Source organism: Bacillus pfraonensis (genome assembly GCF_050768835.1).
Lineage (GTDB): Bacteria > Bacillota > Bacilli > Bacillales > Bacillaceae_G > Bacillus_A > Bacillus_A pfraonensis.
Genome location: NZ_JAHCDO010000003.1, coordinates 102,317 through 118,644 on the forward strand (window position 1 = coordinate 102,317; position 16,328 = coordinate 118,644).

A 16,328-nucleotide genomic window follows, 5' to 3' on the forward strand; every position below is an offset into this window, starting at 1 on the left:
GAACCTATCAAACGATAGATTCCTTCTTTGCTACATGAGTAGATTGTCCTCTCGTAATCGAAAAGATTGCGCAAAGTAATGCTAAAATCACAAAACCGCCGCCTACCCAAGCATTATATATAACAGACGATTGTTCAATAACAGCTCCGCCCACTGTTGAGCCAAGCGCAATACCTAAATGAAGAGCTGAGTTATTTAAACTTTGTTGAATACCAGCTGATTCTGGTGCAATTTCAATTAAATAGTTTTGCTGAGCTGGTGAAATAGCCCAGCTTAACATGCTCCAAATTCCCATCATGATGATAAATAACGGGAATGAGAATGTCATCATCGGTAAGATAAAGATGGCACATGCAAAGACGATAATAATAGAGATAATACTTTTCTTCGATCCCCATTTATCTGCAAGCCAACCACCAAATCCACCACCGATTACTGCTGCAATACCGAAAATAAAGTAAAACACGCTAATCCAGTTTGCCTCTACATGCATCACATCTTTTAAAAACGGTGTTAAATATGCATATAGTGTTAAATGCCCTGTTAAAAATAAGAACGATGTTAACTGTGCACTCACGATTTTTTTATCTTTCAAAGTAGCAATTTGTTCTCTTATAGACAATACAGCTACCGGTGGAACCTTTGTTAAAAATAAAGAGATACTAGCAATTGCTATAACCGTTAATACCGAAATTAAAACAAATGGTGCACGCCATCCGTATGCATTCCCAAGTACAAGACCTAATGGTACACCAAGTACAAGCGACCCACTAATCCCCATAAAAATAATTCCGATTGCACGTGCACGGAAATGAGGTTCTACAACACTAGAAGCTAGCGTTACCGATAACGCAATGATTAGGGAGCCACTTGCTGCACAAATGACCCTTGAGAACATTAGCATCGCATAATTCACACTAAACGCTGAAATAATATTTCCGATTAAAAAAATAGATAATGCCCCGATATATAATGTTTTGCGCTCAATTTTCCCTGTCACCGCTAATAAAATTGGACCTGATAGAGCAAATACAACCGAAAATATTGTAATAAGCTGGCCCGCTGCACTAATAGATACACCTAAATCATCCGCTACTAAATCGAGCGTTCCTCCAATAATTAACTCAACCGTCCCGACTACGAATGCCGCAATGGCTAAAATATATACACGAAAATTCAAGTTTTTCCCCACACTTTCTCTCGTTCACTATTGGTTACTACAATCATAGTAACCAAAATAACAAAAGCAATCAAGTGTAAATTCTCCTATATGCCTTCGGAAATTTTTTACAAATAAAATGGAAACATATTAGATTTCATCTAATATGAAGAACAAGAATAGGGAAAGATGAAATGAAATTTATCTATCTGCACTCCTGCCTTGTCTAATACATATGGATAAATAACATGATTAAATGAGGGGGGTTTTTCAATGTATAGAAATGCCTATCATGGTAACCCAGCACCTATATTTAGACAAAGAATTACTCTACAACAAGCAAAAGAAATCGCCCTAAAGCAAATACCTGGGCAAATTCTACACGTAGACATGGATTTAGAACATGGAGTCTTAGTTTATGAAATATTCATTTTGACACCACAAAACAGATTATTCGAGGTAGAAATACTCGCAAAAACAGGAAAAATCTTAAAAATCGAAGAAGAAAATGATTTTGACTAAAGCCAAGTATTTTTAAGAAGATGAAGCTCTTACTATCAGAATAAAGATAATAAAAAAACGCATGAATGCTCCATGCGTTTTTTCTCTATATCATCCTCATTCTTTACACACCAGTTTCTTTTTTCTTATTTAAATACCAATAAACAGGAAGGCCTGTAAATACCATTCCGATCGATAAGAAGCAGCTTAGCGGATCATTCATAATCGCACTTCCAATTACGAATAATGACCCTAAAATTGCTACGATTGGTACAATCGGGAATAGCGGCACACTGTATGCGCGTTCTTTCCCTTCATTACGTTTTCGTAAAATGAAGACCCCAATAAATGTCATCACATAGAAAATATAAATGATAAATACAGAAATCTCAGAGAGCTTATTTGGATCACTAATAATCATTAAAATAATCCCTAATATAATTTCAACAGTAATTGCATTTGCTGGTGTTTTAAATTTTTCATGTGCTTTTGCAATAAACTTAGAAAATGGAAGTTGTCCGCGTTCTGCCATTGACATTGGAATACGCGGGAATGTTAAAATCTTTCCGTTTAAGCAACCGAAAATAGAAATAATAATACCGATACTAATGATTTTCCCGCCATGTTCCCCAAGGAGCATGCCTGCTGCTGTCGCTGTCGCATTTTCTCCAAGATCTACAATCTTTGTTGCTGGTAATACTTTTAATAACGCCAAATTAATTAATACGTAAGCAGCTGTTACAATTAAAATCCCTACTGTCATCGCCTTAGGTAATAACTTTGTTGGATTTTTCATTTCACCGCCGATAGAAGCAAGTAAAATCCAACCATCATAAGCAAATAACGTTGCTAAAATCGCCATCCCAATACTTTGATTTTCTGATATTGGTACAACTACATTAAAGATATCGCTATTCCCTTTCCAAAAACCTAACACAACAATTAATACGATTGGAATCATCTTTCCAACTGTCGTAATGGTTTGGACAATCCCCCCATATTTTGTTCCAATACTATTTACAACACCAAGAAATACAACTGTTCCAATTGCTATCGGTAAATTCCATAATTTATCTAAATAGAAAAAGTTAATTACTAAAGAACTAAAATACAAACCTAATGTCCCAATAATAGCTGGACCATATACAATTGTTTGCATCCAACCGGATAAGTATCCCCAAAAGCTCCCGTAAATTTCCTCTAAATACGTATACAATCCACCATTTTTCGGAATTTGCGCTCCAATTTCAGCTACCGTTAAACCACTAGCTAATGTTAACAATCCACCTATTACCCAAGCGAGGATTGCCATATTCGAACTCCCTGAGTAATCTAATACGCTCCCTGGCTTCATAAATACACCAGACCCAATAATAGTCCCTACAACGATAGATAGTGCTACAGTTAAACCAATTTTGTTTTTCTCATCATGATGCATGCTGCGTATCCTCCTTCCAATTCTAGTGTGATGCAAAAATGAAATAAAAAAACACTCCTCCCTAAAAAAGGGACGAGTGTTATATTCGTGGTTCCACCCTTGTTTAATTGATAAAATAAAACACACTTCACCAATTTCTCAAGTCTAGATAACGGTTTTTGCCGGCAAGCAATTACTAGATGTTTATTCACTGCTGCAGTTCAGAGGTGGTAATCCATTTCTTCGTATTAGGAAGCTCACAGCCAAAGGCTTCCCTCTCTGAGAATCGTAAAAAATTGATCGTGTCCTCATCATCACTTCTTTATGTCGAATTTTGTAGTTATTGTTCATTATATTGAATTTTTAGAAATAATCAATATATTTTTTTATATAACATACAAAAAATATTTCCTCTTATATTATAACAGAACCTCATATATTTCTCTAATTTCCGATAAAAAAGGACAGATTTCTTCAAGAGAGAAATCTATCCTTAAGATAAGATTTTTAGTGTTTCTTTCGGTTGCCCACACGAAAGAGACTTCTATCAATCGTTTGTATTTTTTCTATATTTCAATTCGCTATTCGCCTTTTTCCATTAAAAATTTACTATCCTTACTTGGAAAATCAACACCTAACTCCGTCAATTGTGCTTTTGCTTTGTCCATAATCACCTTCGCTTTTTCTTTCGTTGCATCATCAAGATTAACGAATATTTCCTCGTGTTTCTCTTTTTCAAGAAGGTTCACTCCTAGTTCTGATAATTTCTCTTTTACTTGTTCGTGAGTTAATGTACCAGATTTTTTCTGCTCCATGATCGCTTTTGCTTTTTCTTTTGTAGCATCATCAAGATTCGCAAACATTTCTCCTCGCTTCCCTTTTTCAGGAAGAGTTACACCTAATTCCTTCAATTTCTCTTCTACTTGCTTATGTGTTAATGTACCGGATTTCTTCTGATCCATAATTGCTTTTACTTTTTCTTTTGTAGCGTCATCCAAGTTTGCTAGCATCTCACCACGCTTCCCTTTTTCAGGAAGGTTCACACCTAGTTCTGACAATTTCTCTTTTACTTGCTCGTGAGTTAATGTACCCGATTTCTTCTGATCCATAATCGCTTTTACTTTTTCTTTTGTAGCATCATCTAAGTTAGCGAACAGTTCCTTGTATTTTCCTTTCTCCGGAAGGTTCACTCCTAAATCCGATAATTGTTTTTTCATATCTTCCATAATTGTTTTTACTTTTTGTTTCGTGGCCTCATCTAAGTTCCGCTTCGTATTTTCTTTTGTAGTTTGTTCCGCCTCTGATATAGTATTTGCATCGTTAGTTGCCGCAAACGCAGGGATACTTGCTCCTCCTATGATTCCTAGTGATAAAGCTCCGGCAGCTACTAAATATCCAACTGTTTTTTTCTTCTTCATAGAAATTTTCCTCCCTCATCTTTTCAAAAACATGTACACTTTCGTATACAATGCATATAGTAAAGTTGGTTTCTTAACTTTTCCTTAACTACTTCTAAAAGAAATTCTGATTGTATATATGGTAGCAAACCTTAATTAGAGCAGCTTTCTCATGCCATGTTAAAAGGGAAATGTTACAAAACTATAAGAAAAACTATAGTGAACTGCCAAGGGTATTTCGTATAAAATGGTGAATGAAATTTTATCGGCGATTTTTCAAATATATCGAACATTTCCCACCATATATCAGCGCAAATTCGAATATATCAGCAATTCGACAAAGAATATCGATCAACCGACAAATAACAACAAAAAATAGGAGCCTCCTAGCTCCTATTTCCCGACAAACTGAAAAAGCCACTCCTAAATTAGAGTGGCTTTCTTTTATGCATTTTGTAATTGTCCTTCTTCACGTTCCATCACTTTTCGTAATACAATCATTTGCACCATTGTAAATATGTTACCTGTAACCCAGTACAACACAAGTCCTGATGGTGCGGCAAATCCCATAAATAAAATCATTGCCGGCATCATGAATTGCTGCATTTTAAGCATTGGAACTTGCTCTCCTGCCGATGCACTAGACTGCATAATTTTCATTTGAATAAACGTGGTTAGTGCTGCAAGAATCGGTAATATATGATACGGATCTGCATGTCCTAAGTTTACCCATAAAAATGAAGATGTACGAATCTCTTCAGTTCGGCTAATCGCATAATACAATGCTGAGAAAATCGGCATTTGTATCAAAAGTGGTAAGCAACCAGCTAGTGGATTCCAACCGCCTGTTTTCATTAGTTCTGACATTTCTTTTTGATATTGTTTTTGTTTTTCAATATCTTTGCTTACATCACCATGTTTTTCTTTCAGTTTCTGCAGCTCTGGCTGCATCTTTTTCATTTTCATTTGACTGCGATATTGCGAGACAGCTAATGGAATCATCGCTAAGCGAACCAAAAGCGTAATGATAATAATCGCAATCCCAAAGCTTCCGCCAGGTACATGATGAGCCACAAATTGAAGCATAAGTGAAATTGGGTAAACAAAATAGTGATCCCAAATCCCCGTACTATTTGCATCAATTGGTGCCGCATTGCTACATCCAGATAAAACAAAAACAAATAATAATGATAAACTAACGAGCACAGCTCGGTATGATTTTAACATGTTCATTCCTCCAATGTTTCGTAATTAGTTAGCGAAACATTGGTGTATACGGGCCAACCTCGTCACTCTCTCCGCTCGATTCTTGTCTACGAACCGACCGAATCATTCCATATTTATAGAAGGTGGAAAAAAGCGACGTATTTCCTATATGTTCTTCACATGTATCAACTAGTGCGAAAGCCCTTTGTCTACCGCTTGATGCTTGCTGCCGTACAAAGCGAGAAATATTAGCAAGAAAAAAGACTTCTAATAAACAAAGCGCTGTCGTTACAAAAGTTATATATAAACCCAAATCTTGCAATAAAAACTCCATCGCTTCACATCCTTAATACGTTCATTCTAGCACATTCTCCAAGCGTTCTCTATTTCCTTTTATTTTCAAAAAAAAGTTTTGCATATTCTCTCACAAAAACGATACAAAAAAACATTGTATTCGCTTTCTTTAGTATATTCACACACATAACTGAATAGGTTTGATTTGTTAGAAATTTATAAAATTTTTGCATTATAATAAAACTATTGCCAGTTTTTGAAAAAAGCATTATTCTCTTCTTGTAATCAAAAACGAATATGGAGATGAAACATACTATGGGTCAATTAGGAGACGCCGATTACGTTCCCGACACCGCCTTTTTATCCTTCCCAGCAGCTAGAACATTTCATTTAGAATTTATAATACAGTTGATTGTTATTTTTGTAGCTTCCATTTTGTATGCTATTTCTATGAATATGTTTTTTATCCCGCATAATATGATTAGCGGTGGTTTCGCTGGTGTAGGGATGATTATCGGTTATTTAATGCACTATAATATCGGTGCACTTATCTTTTTACTAAACATCCCACTACTTGTTCTAAGTCATTTTTACTTAGGAAAGAAAACAACTTTCTTAACAGCTTACTTCGTGGCAGTATCATCACTTGCCATGAACATTATCCCCGTACATCAAGTATCAGATGATATTTTACTTTCTTCGGTATTTGGTGGCGTTATCTGTGGTGCATCCTCAGGGATTATATTCCGATTTGCATCTTCGACTGGTGGATTTGATATTGTTGGATTGATTGTAGCGAAATATAAAGACATTTCGATTGGCGCTATTATTTTTGGCTTCAACTTAGTCTTGCTTGTGGTTGCTGGCTTTATTTTCGGATGGGATATTACACTGTATACGTTAATTAGCCGTTTTGTTGTCAGCAAGGTAATCGATGCTGTGCATACAAAACACATTAAATTAACGATCATGACAATTACAGAAAAAGGCGAGGAAATTAAAAGCGCACTACTGCATCACGGCATACGTGGTGTGACGATGGTAGACGCTGTCGGCGGCTATACCAACCATAAGAAAAAAATGATTTACACTGTCGTAACTCGTTACGAGTTAGGAGAAATAAAGCGCATTATTCGTCACGTCGACAATCATGCGTTTATGAATATTACAGAAACCGTTGAAATCGTTGGACGTTTCAAACGTATATAAGAAAGCGCAAGGAACTAGAATTCCTTGCGCTTTTACTTTTACACTTATTACAAAATCAGATAATTCTATTATTCTCTCGTTAAATATGCTATAATACAATAAGACTTACAAAAAAGAATGTATAGACTTGGGAGTTTCTCTTACTTTTATAAGCAAAAAGAAACGAGAAGTCGGGTATATCTCAATGCAAGTTTGCGTAATAACTAATTATTATCACATCATACAAGAAACGGTTTAAAAAAGCCGATCATCTTAGTTATTCTTCTTTAATCTTTTATAAAAAAGATACGTACAACTAACACTCACTTCTATTATACCTACCTTTTTGACTTCCAAATCATCTTATTATATAAGGAGATGAACATATGAATCAAAATATACGCTATATAGTAGCTGTACTGTTTGCTATCATCGGTGGTACGATTTGCTTCTGGACAAACATTCAGCTTGGAGAACATATCGTTTTTAATGGAATCGAATCACTTGTAAGCGCTTCAATATTAGGTGGATACATTTTCTTCCTCTTTAATCCAGAAGAAAATGCTCAAAAAACAATGCTATTAACAATGATCGGAATCGTCGGAGGATGTATTTCCTACTCCATGACAAATTATACATTACCACTTCAATTAAGCTCAGCTTTCTTCCACGGTCTTTGGACTTGGTTTATCGCATTTTGCTTAGCAGATGTATTTAATCTATTGCAAGACCCAGAAGAAGAAACTGGTCGAGGAGTCGAAAGTAATTCTTAATAGAAAAGAGGCTAGAAGATAAATCTTCTAGCCTCTTTTTTCAATATATCGACCGTTCGACAAAGCACAACACGCCCCTCAGAGCCCAAGCAACTTCTCTCCAAACTGAACGATACATACAATAATTAACACAATCGCTAACAGCTTCAGTGCTACATACGTCACTTTACAGAACACGTAAATAAGCAATAGTAGCAAAATAAGCGTCAAAATACCCATATGTACTGCCTCCACAACGTTCTCTTCTTCTTATAGGAAGTCCCTTCATTCTACTCTTCTCATTTCATTTGTGAAACCTAATAAATTTACATAAAGGAAAGAGGATATCTTACTCAGCGTAAGATATCCTCTTTCCTTTTACTAGACTACTAGTTTCTTTTGCAACTTCTCAAGCCATTCCCTCTCTAATTGCAAACAGCCTATTCCACTCTTTTCAGCATCCTTTAACTCTTTTTCTGCTTTCCTTAAATATGTATGAAAGGAGCCCATATCCTCCTGCAAATATTTCAAAATCGCCTGTGCACGATAATAACTATGTGGATCTAATTTCGTTATAGCATGAGCATGCTGCTTCATATCATGTAGAGAAACATCGTCCATATCATATAGCACCTTATATAACAGATACCAACTATGAAAACCACTGACAAAATATTTATTTTCTTTTGTAACAGGTGTTTGTAGAACTCGCTCTAAGTAAGTTATGCCTTTTTTCATTCCTTCTCTTTCACAGCGGTAATAGAACACAAGCATAAGGTCACTCATTATTTTCCTTACATCTTTGCTACTCTTTATTTTTTCTGCACTTATTTCTACTATCTTACCATCCCAATCTTTTGGCCTTTTTGAACTTAACAGCGCGCTGGATACTTGAATACTATGCAAATGCTGCCGAGCCTTCTCATCACCTTTAATTAAAATTAAAAATTGCTTGCCATCACTAAGCATGATTCCCTTCATCGGAATCGCTGTGGCCAAAGAGATTACAAAATGGAGTACAGAAAAATATAAAAGGAATTGATAATAACTCACCATGTATATGTAGCCTGATACAGCGCCGCACACAAAACTTGTTAGCGGTCCACCTAAAGTCATCCATGCCCATTTTTTTGAAAGGTTTGGTGTATATACAGAAGGAGGCAATAACATTGCAACGCCACCAAAATACATCCACCTTTTATTTTCTCTTATCCGCATTTTCCCCTCTTCTTTTTGGATCGTAATAGGTCCTGCCGTCATAAATTTAAATTGCAAACCATTTAACAAACCAAAAATAACATGCCCCAGTTCATGAATGGCAAGAACAAGCACCAGAATAACTAATACTCCCCATAGTTCCAATAAACCTTGTGTTTTTTCCGGCCTAATCCATCCATATATCACTGAACAAGCAAAAGCAATAACTATAGAAAAAACAGGCCTTTTCAAAATGTCCACCGCTTTTCTCTCCTCTATAATCTTTAACATTAATAAATCATTTTTTTATGCATTTCATACATGTATTTCCCGATATGTAGTATCCAAACAAGTGAAATAATACCAATTAGAAAGAAATCCGCTTCCCTTACAACTGTATAACCAATTGACAGAATCCATGCCCATGCAAGCACACCATTTGTAAATTGATATGCCTTGTAACCCGCTTCATGAACGATATGCTTTTGTCCCTCATCTGCATTTCTCGCCCACATTTCCATGGATTGTGAATATGTAACGGATTGTTCTGGGTATAACTTATTATATCGATTCTTCATAATAAAGCCACTCCATATAACAAGAATCAAACATACAGTAGCTATAACAAAGTTTACAATTTCAAATAACGACGGAGTTCCATCTGTAAATGATCGATAATACATAATCGCAGCACAACTCGCCCAAGACCATACAATAACTTCACTTATACGTAAATAAATGAGCATAGTCCCTAGTCTACGCCCCTGTATACTTTCTTCTTCATCACGTAACTTTGCTAATGTTCGCACATTCTTTCCAAACAAGAATAACCCCGCTGTACAAAACATAAACAGCGCAGCTATTGCGACATAAGAATCATCTTTGGTTGACCTAACATCAAAATAATGAACTAGTATGTATCCAACGATTAAACCCACTAGCATAGACAACAAGAATTTTATAATAAAAAAACATTGTATCTTTTATCCTACTCTCCATCTTCTTCCCCCTCAACTAACGTAAATATCTCTTCCACCGGTACCCCAAAAACTTGCGCAATCTTAAGCGACAAAACAATCGATGGCGCATAATCACCTCGCTCAATTAAGCTAATCGTCTGCCGCGATGAATCAATTACTTTCCCTAACTCACCTTGTGACATTCGGTGCTTCGCCCTGAATTCCCTCACTCGATTTTGAAGCTTCATATCTAACCTCTTTTTCATTTATTTAATTAAAATTGTAAATAATATCCTTACATTTGTCAATTATCATTGTCATTTTGACATTAATATATGGCAAATTCAACTATACATTCATACTAAGAAATTTTATATAATATATTTAAAATACATAATATGCGAGGTGAAATATGGAGAAAAAATCGATTTTTTCTTATCTTCTCATCAAACTTTCAGCAGCTTTTATTCTCTATCTTTCTTTTGGAATACTTTTCTTTCTAACAAATGAATTTGATTTATATGAGCTCTCAGACTTTATATGTAACGCCCTATATAACCCTTGGACTTATGCGCTTTTCTTCTATGCAATCTTATGCTCGCTCTTAATTGATAAGCTAAGTTCAAAACAAACAAGCATGATAAAAAAGAGCTTGCTCTACATCATGTGCGGTTATCTCTACTTTCTCCCTTTTCAATTATTTTACGATGAACACATTATTTTCTTTTTCATTGCCGGTTCTATCGGAGCAATCTGTGCGATTTACTTTTACTTATGCACTCTTATCGGAGAGAAATTTAAATGGTTTCGCTATATAGCTTCTATCATTATTCCCGCTTTATTTATTACAATTGCTTCAATTGATTTTACAAAGAAAGAACACTGGGTAGAACACACTACAAAAAATGAATTTGAAGCAACTTTTTCATATTTGAACGGCGAACATAAAATTCCTATTCACGCTCAAAAAGGAGAGGCACTTGAAATCAATATTCAATTTCTTATCGAGGAAAATAGGAACTATGGTCACGGCCTTCGTTTTTCTAGCGAATTTAGCAGAAGCGAACCTGTTTCAGAAATAAACGAAAATACTTACTTACTTTCAGTAACTAAAACGGGAACATATTATATTGTAGTGGCTGGCCACAACCTGAAAGGGAAAATAAAAGCAAGCTGGAAAGTACATTGAACTCCCTTCACCTTCACTTCGTTTAGAAGAGGTTGTCTTCTCGGTTAAAACGATAAAAAAGAGCAGTGCTTATAAGCACTGCTCTTTCCAATTTTCGACATAGAATGGATTCCATATTAATTTGCGCTTTGTACAAATACGCGTTTTAATTGCTTGCGGAAACGAACCCCTAACGTAATAGCTACAATGACAATCACTCCGAAAATAATTTTCCCGATGTGCTGTCCAAGTACTCCAAATATATCATGTAAGTTTCCACCTAACCAATAACCGCCGATTAAGAAGAAAGATACCCAGAATAGAGCGCCAGAGTAGATCGTAATCGCAAAGCGGCGGAACGGTAAATTAATGATCCCTGCAAAGTATCCAGTAAAGTGACGTACGCCTGGAATAAAGAAGCCGATGAAAATAAGAAAATATCCATATTTATCGAACCACATTCTCGTTAAATCAATTTTTCTTTGTGTTAAAAACACATACTTCCCATATTTCTGCACAAAAGGCATACCAAGTTTATTCCCTAAAAGGTACTGAATTGTCATTCCAACGCTTGTACCAATAAATGACAAAATAATTAAAAGTGGTAATTGTAAATCTCCTTTATGCGCCAAAAAACCTGCATATGCTAATGTCGGCTCTCCAGGAAACGGAAGCGCAATATATTCTAACAGCAATCCTACAAGTACAACATAATAGCCGTATTGCTGAAATAATTCATGAATCCATTCCATGTCGATCTCTCCTTTTCTGTCTTATCTACAGCATTTACCACGCACAAACTGTTACTATTATTGTATAAAAAAAATGTCGAAATAACTATCACAATAACTTACATTTAGATTACATTTTTGTAAGGAAAGTACTAAAATAATCCATATTCATGCAAATTCTCCTAATATCTATTATATATTTGCAAATTTTTTCATTTCTCCTTTATTATATACGAAAAAATTGCGTTTTTCTCTTATTTTCGCATAGTTAACTTTAAAAAAGTTCATTTATCTTTATTTTTAATTGAAAATCTAAAAGAGATTGCTATAAACTAGAGTTATAATAATTATCCAATGTTTTATACCCAAACTCACACAAGATTGTGAGTGGCGGAATTTTGTAGAGTTTCCACTCTGTTTCGTTCGCCCGTTGTCCTGAACTGGACAGCGGGCGTTTTTTATTTATAAAGGAGGATTTTTTGTGGAGAAATTTAAGTTTTCATTATTAGTTTTATTTGGTGCCTGCAGCTATGGCGTACTTTCGACAATTTTCAAGCTGGGCTTTATGAATGGGTTTTCTGCGCATGAGCTATTAGGTGGACAATATGTATTTGGCTGGGTCGGACTTTTATTACTCGTTCTTTTCTTTTCACGTCATAAAATCTCGAAAAAACAAGCATTTTCCTTATTGGCTGTCGGAACAACAATGAGTATGACTGGAATTTTCTACGCTATTTCTGTAGAAGAATTACCAGCATCTATTGCCGTTGTCTTACTCTTTCAATTTACATGGATTGGGGTAGTCATTGAAGCAATCGCGAACAAAACATTACCAAGTCGCGAAAAGGTGATCTCGATTATCATTTTATTTGCCGGAACATTACTTGCAGGTGGTGTGTTCGAAGGTCTTGGCCAAAACTTCTCTACAAAAGGCATTATTTTTGGACTATTAGCCGCTGTTTCTTTTTCCTTTTATATTTTTGCAAGCGGACGCGTTGCTACAAATGTACCACCGTATACGAAAAGCTTTCTGATGACAACAAGCGCTACACTTATCGTTTGCTTAATTTTCCCGCCAACCTTCTTAACAGACGGTGCCTTGCAAGCTGGATTATGGAAATATGCATTCTTCCTTGGACTCTTCGGTGTTGTTGTACCGGTCATTTGTTTCTCCATTGGCGTACCAAAAGTAGGAATAGGACTTGGAACGATTTTAGGAGCAGCTGAATTACCAACAGCAATCATCGCTTCCATTACACTTGTTCATGAAGTCGTATCGCTATTACAATGGCTTGGTATCCTTTGTATATTAATCGGTATTTTCACACCGCAATTTCTTATTGTACGAAAAGAGAAGAAACGTAATATAGAACAAAGCGCCTAAAAAAAGAGCACATCATGTGCTCTTTTTTACTTTAATGCTCCGTACAGCTTTTCTACTTCCCTTTCAATTTGTTTCACATCGATTCTTTCAAACAATGGCTGTACATGACCAATCTGCTTTGGCAACACATTCTTACATTCCCAGCTCACACTCGAAATAGATAATATGTTCCGCACCCTTTCACTAGAAAAAGGTAAAAATGGCTCAAGTAACTGCGCAAAGTTCACAATCAAGTATACACAGGTGTAAATCGTCTCTTCACAAGCAGCAGGGTTTTCCTCTCTTTGTTTCCAAGGTTGCTCTTCATCAAAATATTTATTGGCAAAGCGTACCGTTTCAAAGATTGTTTCTAACGCTACTTTAAAATGAGCTTGCTCAATTGCACGTCCTACACTGCGATATAATCCCTCCACTCTTTCTTGCAATTCTAAATTCACATGACCTTTTGGCACAGCACCATCATAATATTTCTCAATGAACTTTAGTGTACGATTTACAAAATTCCCATATGCCCCTAAAAGCTCACTATTATGGCTATAAATAAATTCGCGCCAAGAAAAATCAGTATCACGATTTTCTGGTGCATTAATTGTTAAGAAATAACGAATCGAATCTGGATTATATCGCTCTAATATATCCGGCACCCATACCGCCCAGTTTTTACTTGTCGATAATTTTCGTTTCTCAACAGTCAAATATTCATTTGAAACGATATGACGCGGGATCGCCTTTTCTCCTATCCCAAGTAATACAGCTGGCCAAATAATAGAATGGAACGGGATGTTGTCCTTCCCGTGCACATAGTATGTCTTCGCACTACTACTCCAGAACTCCCCATCATCTTTCCCTGTTTCTTTAGCCCATCGTTTACTTGCTGAATAATAACCTGACACTGCTTCAATCCACACATAGATTTTCTTATCCTCATATCCCTTAACTGGAATTGGTACTCCAATTGGTAAATCACGTGATACAGCTCGGTCCTGTAATCCTTCTTGTAAGTAACGCTCTGTTAGTTGAACCGCATTATCACGCCATGCTCCTTTTTGTTTCGCAACCGCTACTGCATCTTTCATCTGCTCCTGAAATTTATGCAACGCAAAGTAGAAATGCTCTGTTTCCTTAACTGCTGGTGTACTTCCGCATAACTTACATTTCTTTTCTAATAAATCAAGCGGATCTAAAATGGCTGAGCACGCATCACATTGATCCCCGCGTGCTGGTTCCTGACAATGTGGACAAATTCCTTCTACATATCGATCCGGCAAAAATTGTGTACATGTTTCGCAATATGCTTGTTCAACTGTCTTTTTATAAATGAATCCTTCTCCTAATAAGCGTAAGAAAATCTTCTGTACCGTTTCATGATGGTGCTGTGTATCTGTACGTGTATAACAATCATACGTAAACCCAAGATGCTGAAAACATCGCTGGAATTCTTCATGATAATGGTCTGCAATTTCTTTTGCGCTAACTCCCTCTTGTTTGGCCCGAATCGCAATTGGTGTTCCATTACAATCACTACCTGATACATAAAGGACCTGTTCACCTTTCGCTCTATAATAACGCGCTAAAATGTCCCCTGGTAATAAACTCGCAACATGACCAAGATGTAACGATCCATTCGCATACGGCCAAGCGCCTCCAATAAAAATACTCATCATCTATTCCTCCTTTTAAATATAAAAAAGCCCCGCCCCTATCTTCAGAAAAGATAAGGGCGGGGCTTTATAAACAGTCGCGGTACCACCTTATTTCGCCAGCTATTCACATAACCGACCTCATCAAGTACGGAGCATTACTTACACTCTTATACTGTGGTTTTGATAACGAGAACCAACTCTCGTCGCCGCCTACTATTATCATTTGATAAGTTCAGGACGCAGCTCAAAGGCCATTGTTCAAATGAATATTCTTGCTTCTTCTCAGCTCCCGAAGCTCTCTGGAAAGAATGGTTTCATTCTACTTTTCCTTTTCAACGCTTTTCATATATAACACGTATTTTACGACTAAACTACAGAAAAATCAATTTTTTATTTAGAGAAAAAAAGGAAATAGAAAACCCCTTCCGAATATTTATATGTTCAGAAAAAGGAGGAGTTCTATTGAATCAAAAGCAATTAAGCACAATGAATAAAAAAGGCTGGAGTGCAGCAGCCTATGAAGCATGGACAAATCGGCATGGCATTCCAAAAGAATACGCAAAGAAACTTATGCAAGATCCTGCTCATGAAGTAGCCTACTACTTACCTTATATACAAAACCCCAAAGGGAAACGAATCATCAATTTACTTGGCTCTAAAGGCAATAAAGCTGTCGCACTCGCATTATTAGGTGCTGACGTCACTGTTGTAGATATTTCTGAGAGCAACGCCAAATATGCAAATGAGCTCGCAAACGCCGCAGGAGTATCTATCGAATATATCGTTTCAGATGTACTAGAAATCACACCTTCTCCAACATTTGATGTTGTTTTGTTAGAACTCGGTGTACTTCATTACTTTTTAGATCTCAAGCCACTTTTCAAATTAATCTCAAGACTTCTAAAAGACGATGGGACTTTTATCCTTCGTGACTATCATCCTCTTTATACAAAATTATTAGCAATAGATGATCAAAAGTTTAAGGCAAGCGGAGATTATTTCTCTGAAGAAGTAATAGAGGATAACGTTGCTTATAGCATTCTACTTGATAAAGCGCAGCAAGAATCACTTCCTAAAACGATGATTCGCCGCTGGACGTTAGGAGAAATTATTACAGAAGTTGCAGGGGCAAATCTACGCATTGAAAAGCTTATTGAAGAGCATGGTCCACATCAACGCTGGGTCTTTCCTTCTTCAGCCCCAGAAGGAATGGAAGAACGTATTCCAGGACTTTACACGTTAATTACGACAACAGCATGCAAAAAAGGATCCCTTCACGGATAGGATCCTTTTTGCATGCTTAACGCATATAAGTTGAGGTTGGAGATTACC

At 36.3% G+C, this 16,328-nt stretch carries 17 protein-coding genes and 2 other annotated features; of the genes, 6 read left to right on the top strand and 11 right to left on the bottom strand.

What is annotated here, in order from left to right:
• Nucleotides 1-7 precede the first annotated feature (7 nt).
• Complete coding sequence (locus KFD70_RS03370) at nucleotides 8-1,180, bottom strand: MFS transporter (RefSeq protein WP_336453398.1); 1,173 nt, start codon at nucleotides 1,178-1,180, stop codon at nucleotides 8-10.
• A gap of 252 nt (nucleotides 1,181-1,432) precedes the next feature.
• Here KFD70_RS03370 and KFD70_RS03375 point away from each other — a divergent pair, with 252 nt between their 5' ends.
• Entirely contained in the window at nucleotides 1,433-1,681 is a 249-nt protein-coding gene (locus KFD70_RS03375) for a PepSY domain-containing protein (RefSeq protein WP_336453397.1), read from the top strand.
• A 103-nt stretch (nucleotides 1,682-1,784) separates the two neighbouring features.
• Here KFD70_RS03375 and KFD70_RS03380 read toward each other — a convergent pair whose 3' ends face one another.
• The 4 genes from KFD70_RS03380 to KFD70_RS03395 all read right to left on the bottom strand — a co-directional run bounded on the left by KFD70_RS03380 (nucleotide 1,785) and on the right by KFD70_RS03395 (nucleotide 6,014).
• Nucleotides 1,785-3,098, bottom strand: coding sequence for an APC family permease (locus KFD70_RS03380; RefSeq protein ID WP_336453396.1), 1,314 nt, complete (start codon nucleotides 3,096-3,098; stop codon nucleotides 1,785-1,787).
• Between the two features lie 65 nt (nucleotides 3,099-3,163).
• Nucleotides 3,164-3,401: a binding site (T-box leader), on the bottom strand.
• Between the two features lie 257 nt (nucleotides 3,402-3,658).
• Entirely contained in the window at nucleotides 3,659-4,495 is an 837-nt protein-coding gene (locus tag KFD70_RS03385) for a hypothetical protein (RefSeq protein WP_336453395.1), read from the bottom strand.
• Between the two features lie 423 nt (nucleotides 4,496-4,918).
• Nucleotides 4,919-5,701, bottom strand: coding sequence for a membrane protein insertase YidC (locus tag KFD70_RS03390; protein WP_336453394.1), 783 nt, complete (start codon nucleotides 5,699-5,701; stop codon nucleotides 4,919-4,921).
• Between the two features lie 28 nt (nucleotides 5,702-5,729).
• Nucleotides 5,730-6,014 (bottom strand): hypothetical protein, encoded by a 285-nt coding sequence (locus KFD70_RS03395; protein WP_336453393.1) that lies wholly within the window; start codon nucleotides 6,012-6,014, stop codon nucleotides 5,730-5,732.
• 275 nt (nucleotides 6,015-6,289) lie between these two features.
• On the opposite strand from KFD70_RS03395, the gene KFD70_RS03400 reads away from it, so the two are divergent.
• Together KFD70_RS03400 and KFD70_RS03405 are read left to right on the top strand one after the other, a co-directional pair.
• The gene (locus KFD70_RS03400) at nucleotides 6,290-7,183 is read left to right on the top strand and encodes a YitT family protein (RefSeq protein ID WP_336453392.1); all 894 of its coding nucleotides are present in this window, start codon (nucleotides 6,290-6,292) and stop codon (nucleotides 7,181-7,183) included.
• Between the two features lie 365 nt (nucleotides 7,184-7,548).
• Nucleotides 7,549-7,935 carry a DUF3938 domain-containing protein gene (locus KFD70_RS03405; protein ID WP_336453391.1) on the top strand — a complete coding sequence of 129 codons (387 nt, stop codon included), beginning with the start codon at nucleotides 7,549-7,551 and terminating at the stop codon, nucleotides 7,933-7,935.
• Nucleotides 7,936-8,013: 78 nt separating this feature from the next.
• Here the strand turns inward: KFD70_RS03405 and KFD70_RS03410 are convergent, their stop codons facing one another.
• The 4 genes from KFD70_RS03410 to KFD70_RS03425 all read right to left on the bottom strand — a co-directional run bounded on the left by KFD70_RS03410 (nucleotide 8,014) and on the right by KFD70_RS03425 (nucleotide 10,318).
• Nucleotides 8,014-8,154 carry a DUF3985 family protein gene (locus tag KFD70_RS03410; RefSeq protein ID WP_336453390.1) on the bottom strand — a complete coding sequence of 47 codons (141 nt, stop codon included), beginning with the start codon at nucleotides 8,152-8,154 and terminating at the stop codon, nucleotides 8,014-8,016.
• 141 nt (nucleotides 8,155-8,295) lie between these two features.
• Nucleotides 8,296-9,372 (bottom strand): site-2 protease family protein, encoded by a 1,077-nt coding sequence (locus KFD70_RS03415; RefSeq protein ID WP_336453389.1) that lies wholly within the window; start codon nucleotides 9,370-9,372, stop codon nucleotides 8,296-8,298.
• Nucleotides 9,373-9,401: 29 nt separating this feature from the next.
• Entirely contained in the window at nucleotides 9,402-9,935 is a 534-nt protein-coding gene (locus KFD70_RS03420) for a DUF3169 family protein (protein ID WP_479846041.1), read from the bottom strand.
• Between the two features lie 164 nt (nucleotides 9,936-10,099).
• Complete coding sequence (locus tag KFD70_RS03425; protein WP_336453388.1) at nucleotides 10,100-10,318, bottom strand: helix-turn-helix transcriptional regulator; 219 nt, start codon at nucleotides 10,316-10,318, stop codon at nucleotides 10,100-10,102.
• 164 nt (nucleotides 10,319-10,482) lie between these two features.
• Between KFD70_RS03425 and KFD70_RS03430 the strand changes: the two genes are divergently transcribed.
• The gene (locus KFD70_RS03430) at nucleotides 10,483-11,259 is read left to right on the top strand and encodes a hypothetical protein (protein WP_336453387.1); all 777 of its coding nucleotides are present in this window, start codon (nucleotides 10,483-10,485) and stop codon (nucleotides 11,257-11,259) included.
• A 116-nt stretch (nucleotides 11,260-11,375) separates the two neighbouring features.
• Here the strand turns inward: KFD70_RS03430 and KFD70_RS03435 are convergent, their stop codons facing one another.
• Nucleotides 11,376-11,990: a DedA family protein gene (locus KFD70_RS03435; RefSeq protein ID WP_336453386.1), complete on the bottom strand. Its 615-nt coding sequence runs from the start codon at nucleotides 11,988-11,990 to the stop codon at nucleotides 11,376-11,378.
• A gap of 460 nt (nucleotides 11,991-12,450) precedes the next feature.
• Between KFD70_RS03435 and KFD70_RS03440 the strand changes: the two genes are divergently transcribed.
• Nucleotides 12,451-13,353 carry an EamA family transporter gene (locus KFD70_RS03440; protein WP_336453385.1) on the top strand — a complete coding sequence of 301 codons (903 nt, stop codon included), beginning with the start codon at nucleotides 12,451-12,453 and terminating at the stop codon, nucleotides 13,351-13,353.
• Between the two features lie 26 nt (nucleotides 13,354-13,379).
• Here KFD70_RS03440 and metG read toward each other — a convergent pair whose 3' ends face one another.
• Nucleotides 13,380-15,014, bottom strand: coding sequence for a methionine--tRNA ligase (gene metG, locus KFD70_RS03445; protein ID WP_336453384.1), 1,635 nt, complete (start codon nucleotides 15,012-15,014; stop codon nucleotides 13,380-13,382).
• 52 nt (nucleotides 15,015-15,066) lie between these two features.
• Nucleotides 15,067-15,341: a binding site (T-box leader), on the bottom strand.
• 117 nt (nucleotides 15,342-15,458) lie between these two features.
• Between metG and KFD70_RS03450 the strand changes: the two genes are divergently transcribed.
• Nucleotides 15,459-16,280, top strand: a complete 822-nt coding sequence (locus KFD70_RS03450; RefSeq protein ID WP_336453383.1) for a class I SAM-dependent methyltransferase — start codon at nucleotides 15,459-15,461, stop codon at nucleotides 16,278-16,280.
• The last annotated feature ends 48 nt before the right edge of the window (nucleotides 16,281-16,328 follow it).

Bases quoted from the DNA above. Each gene is read 5' to 3' on its own strand.
- KFD70_RS03435 (WP_336453386.1), bottom strand. From the start codon at position 11,990: ATGGAATGGATTCATGAATTATTTCAGCAATACGGCTATTATGTTGTA.
- metG (WP_336453384.1), bottom strand. From the start codon at position 15,014: ATGAGTATTTTTATTGGAGGCGCTTGGCCGTATGCGAATGGATCGTTA.
- KFD70_RS03425 (WP_336453388.1), bottom strand. From the start codon at position 10,318: ATGAAGCTTCAAAATCGAGTGAGGGAATTCAGGGCGAAGCACCGAATG.
- KFD70_RS03390 (WP_336453394.1), bottom strand. From the start codon at position 5,701: ATGTTAAAATCATACCGAGCTGTGCTCGTTAGTTTATCATTATTATTT.
- KFD70_RS03380 (WP_336453396.1), bottom strand. From the start codon at position 3,098: ATGCATCATGATGAGAAAAACAAAATTGGTTTAACTGTAGCACTATCT.
- KFD70_RS03410 (WP_336453390.1), bottom strand. From the start codon at position 8,154: ATGGGTATTTTGACGCTTATTTTGCTACTATTGCTTATTTACGTGTTC.
- KFD70_RS03385 (WP_336453395.1), bottom strand. From the start codon at position 4,495: ATGAAGAAGAAAAAAACAGTTGGATATTTAGTAGCTGCCGGAGCTTTA.
- KFD70_RS03400 (WP_336453392.1), top strand. From the start codon at position 6,290: ATGGGTCAATTAGGAGACGCCGATTACGTTCCCGACACCGCCTTTTTA.
- KFD70_RS03405 (WP_336453391.1), top strand. From the start codon at position 7,549: ATGAATCAAAATATACGCTATATAGTAGCTGTACTGTTTGCTATCATC.
- KFD70_RS03375 (WP_336453397.1), top strand. From the start codon at position 1,433: ATGTATAGAAATGCCTATCATGGTAACCCAGCACCTATATTTAGACAA.
- KFD70_RS03395 (WP_336453393.1), bottom strand. From the start codon at position 6,014: ATGGAGTTTTTATTGCAAGATTTGGGTTTATATATAACTTTTGTAACG.
- KFD70_RS03430 (WP_336453387.1), top strand. From the start codon at position 10,483: ATGGAGAAAAAATCGATTTTTTCTTATCTTCTCATCAAACTTTCAGCA.